Source organism: Acinetobacter sp. UBA3132, assembly GCF_002364825.1.
GTDB lineage: Bacteria > Pseudomonadota > Gammaproteobacteria > Pseudomonadales > Moraxellaceae > Acinetobacter > Acinetobacter schindleri.
Window position 1 is genome coordinate 5,279 of sequence record NZ_DEZM01000107.1, and the last position, 3,958, is coordinate 9,236.

Annotated in this window: 3 protein-coding genes and 1 pseudogene; all 4 read left to right on the plus strand. The window is 36.1% G+C overall.

Annotated elements, in window-relative coordinates:
* Positions 1-961 (plus strand): annotated as a pseudogene (locus B4033_RS05205) (M24 family metallopeptidase); the annotation flags it as partial.
* 211 nt (positions 962-1,172) lie between these two features.
* A complete protein-coding gene (locus B4033_RS05210) occupies positions 1,173-2,129 on the plus strand; it encodes a sensor domain-containing diguanylate cyclase (RefSeq protein ID WP_286832540.1) in 957 nt (318 codons plus the stop codon).
* 578 nt (positions 2,130-2,707) lie between these two features.
* Positions 2,708-2,950, plus strand: a complete 243-nt coding sequence (locus B4033_RS05215; RefSeq protein WP_004810720.1) for a DUF378 domain-containing protein — start codon at positions 2,708-2,710, stop codon at positions 2,948-2,950.
* Between the two features lie 371 nt (positions 2,951-3,321).
* Positions 3,322-3,912 (plus strand): DUF4142 domain-containing protein, encoded by a 591-nt coding sequence (locus B4033_RS05220; RefSeq protein ID WP_286832541.1) that lies wholly within the window; start codon positions 3,322-3,324, stop codon positions 3,910-3,912.
* Positions 3,913-3,958 lie beyond the last annotated feature (46 nt).

The window sequence follows — 3,958 nt, forward strand, 5'->3', positions numbered from 1 at the left end:
TAACAAGGATAAATTATTCTACCGGGTCGGCCATAGTGCAGAGTTTGATGCGCGTGTCGCGAAATGGATTGCACAAGCCAGTGGTGAAAGCCGTCGAGGAAAATCTGCACCTGCTCAAATCGTTCAGTTAGACCGTATTGTTGATGAAATGCGTCTGCATAAAGATGCCAATGAAATTGAACTGATGCAGATCGCATCAGATATTTCTGCGGAAGCACATACCAGAGCGATGCAGACTGTACGTCCGGGTATGATGGAATATGCACTGGAGGCAGAGCTGAACTATGTATTTGGCAAAAATGGCTGTGTACCTTCTTATAACAGTATTGTCGGTGGCGGTGAAAATGCCTGCATCCTGCACTATGTGGAAAATGACAAAGAACTGAAAGACGGTGATCTGGTGCTGATTGATGCAGCCTGTGAATATCAGTTCTATGCATCCGACATTACCCGTACTTTCCCGGTAAATGGTAAATTCAGTCCTGAACAAAAAGCACTTTATAACATCGTGCTTGATGCACAGATTGCTGCGATCAATGCAGTTCAGATCGGCAACTCCTATAAAGAACCACACAATGTGGCAGTGCGAATTCTGGTTCAAGGTTTGCTGGACTTGGGGATTATGCAGGGCAAGATTGAGGAAATTATCGAAACCGAAAGTTTCCGCCAGTTCTATATGCATGGTACTGGACACTGGTTGGGCATGGACGTACATGATGTCGGTGCTTATAAGACAAATGGTGAATGGCGTTCTTATGAAGAAGGTATGGTCGTGACTGTAGAACCGGGCCTGTATATTGCACCTGATGATGAAACGGTTGATCCAAAATGGCGTGGCATCGGAATTCGTATTGAGGACGATGTAGTTGTGACTCAAAATGGCCCATTGGTATTAACTGCCAAAGTGGTCAAAACTGTAGAAGAAATTGAAGCCTTAATGGCAAAAGCTTATGCTGCTTAAAAATACGATAGCTTGAAAAAAGCTGGTCATTTGACCAGCTTTTTTATTTTTTACAATAATATGAATCTAATCAAATAAATAAGGAATTAATCTTTCACTGAATGATTTTATTAGAAATAATCTGGATATTTTTTGATTCAATTCTTATATAATTCTTTTTTTAATCTCCCTAAGCAGTATTTACAAATACTCATCATTCTGAGTGTTCTCCATGCACAGTATAAAATTTCATAATTTTGAAGAAGCGGGCAAGCAAGTACTTCAATATCTTCATCAGCATTTGGGTTTTGGCTTATGGATGATCACTCGTGTAGAAAATGATGATTGGATTATTCTCCAGGCGGAAAATCAAAAATATGATATTAAGCCAGGCGAAGTATTCGGTTGGGCGGATTCATTTTGCTATCACATGGTACAGGGAAAAACTCCTAAAATAGCGCCATGTTCCAACGAAATCGAACTATATTCAAAAGCACCGATAAATAACAAACTGTCGATCAAATCTTATATTGGTGAGCCACTATTTAATGAAGATGGATCAATTTTTGGAACAATTTGCGCTATCGATGATAAGCCTCATTCTGAAGATATTTTAAAAGATGCGGCACTCATTTCGCTTTTAGGCAGTTTATTGAGCTCAATTTTACAAAGTGAATTGCGGGAAAATAAACAGAGACGTTTACGTGAACGTTATGAGGTAGAAGCGCTCACCGATAGTTTAACCGGACTGTATAATCGCCGCGCCTGGGATCAGCTGTTAGAAGCTGAGGAGGGACGCTGTCAACGTTATGGCTTACCAGCTGCAATATTTAGCATCGACCTGAATGATTTAAAGCAGGTGAATGACCAGTTTGGACACGAAGCAGGAGACCAGTTAATTCAGCGTACTTCAGATGTACTGGTAGAACATATGCGTGTTAATGATGTGATTGCACGTATGGGTGGGGATGAATTTACGATTTTATGTCCTGAGACCAAAGCTGAAGACGCAGCGATTTTATATCATCGTTTAAGTGAAATATTTGCAGCTGCCAATATTCATGTGGCAATTGGCTATGCAGTCCGTCAGCTGACTAAAGATCTACATGAGGTCTTAATAGAGGCAGATAAGAATATGTATCAACATAAGAAAAAGGCGAAACTGGAAGCAGATGATTTTATAAGCTAAAACTCGTTAAGATCAAATCATATAGGCTTGATGATCTGCAAGAAACTTCCCTAATGTATATTTGTTGAGAGACAGTATCAAAGTATCCCTTTGCTCAGATAAAAAGCACAATAATTGCCTTTCATCTATTTTTATCAATTACTGGATTTAGATATTCAATATCTGATTACTGCATAGGAAAATATTTTGAGCGGAAAATTAAAATCTAAACTAATGAAATTTATTACTAATACTTTTAAACAAGCAATTTTTCCATTCATGATAGAATATTAAATCAGAATGTAGAAGAAATAATTCATAGTCTTTAGTTGTTTTTAAATCAAATAAAAAATATTAAAATCAATAAATTAAATATCATTAATAAAATATTCAAAGCTTAATTCTGATTTGGTTTACGTAAAATATGAACAATTCAAAGAAAACCAACCCAATTAAAATTTAATGCTTATAACATGACATTTATTCAACATAGATCAACACAGAATAGGGACTTTTAGCATCAAGACTACATATTCGTTTTGCTATGGCTTGCATAATTTTGGATGAGAATTAGTCAAACATTAGCTTGGAGAAAAATCATGAGAAGACTTGGAACTTTAGACTGGATCGCCTATGCATTAGCCATTATTGGTGGCCTGAATTGGGGCTTAGTTGGTGCATTCGACTTTAACTTGGTCGCAGCAATCTTTGGTGAGCAGAGCGCTCTTTCTCGAATTATTTATGTCTTGGTTGGTCTATCAGCGATTTACCTGATCTATACTGCAACTAAGTTAGGCCGTCATGATGTCCATCATGAAGCTCATACACGAACAATGCATTAATAAGTCAGTATAAACTCACTTATTATTAGGTTAAAGAAAATAAGTAGTTAGAGTGAGTTGATTGCTAAATAAAAACGGAGCTTATGCTCCGTTTTTATTTTAAAAATAATAGCTAGATATATATTTATTTCTGATAATCAATTATTTAATTTTATAATATTTATATTGTGGATTTTTGTCTTTATATAGAAATTTTCAATTTTTGTTTTAAGAAATTAAATTAAAAATATTTTAGTCAATAATTTTTTACCTAATTTAATATCTGTATTATATATATAGCTCATAAAACTAATGAAATATTACACTGTTATTAATTTAATTCATTTATTTTATTAAGGCTTATCTAAATAACAAACCTGAGGGATGCCTAGATGAAAAAGATGACTATGCAGAACATGATCAAATGTGCTGCAGTAAGTGGAGTATTAGGTTTTGCTGCATCTCAAACTATGGCTATGGATCAGCAATCTGCCAGCGAGAGTAAGACTCACTCTAAAGCAATGCAGCATGCTCATCAGAATTTGACAGAGAGTCAAGTGATTAAAGTGGTGAGCACAGCCAATAACGGTGAGATTAAACAGGCAAGAACTGTTTTACCGAAGCTGAAAACAGAAAAAGCCCGTAAGTATGCTCAGATGATGATTAATGAACATTCAGCAAATAAGAAGAAAGGCCAGACACTGGCAAGCAGCTTGAAGTTAACCCCACAAGTGAGTGGTATTAGCACCTCCTTGCAAAAAGACAGTGATAATGTAGTCAGAAAACTGAGCAACTCATCCACACCAGATAAAGACTATATGAGCAGCCAGGTTGACGTACATCGTAAAGTACTGAATACGATTGAAAAACAATTAATCCCGAATGCTAAAAATGCTGAACTCAAAAATATGTTGACACAAACACGTACCGCAGTTGCTAAGCACTTAAAAATGGCTGAAGATATTGTTGCTAAAATGAAGTAATTTGACTTAACGAAGTTTTATAAAAAAGTCTGACATTTCTGTGTCA

What these genes read in the sequence shown, in the direction of transcription:
- B4033_RS05210 (WP_286832540.1), top strand. Translation starts at nt 1,173, where the DNA reads ATGCACAGTATAAAATTTCATAATTTTGAAGAAGCGGGCAAGCAAGTA.
- B4033_RS05215 (WP_004810720.1), top strand. Translation starts at nt 2,708, where the DNA reads ATGAGAAGACTTGGAACTTTAGACTGGATCGCCTATGCATTAGCCATT.
- B4033_RS05220 (WP_286832541.1), top strand. Translation starts at nt 3,322, where the DNA reads ATGAAAAAGATGACTATGCAGAACATGATCAAATGTGCTGCAGTAAGT.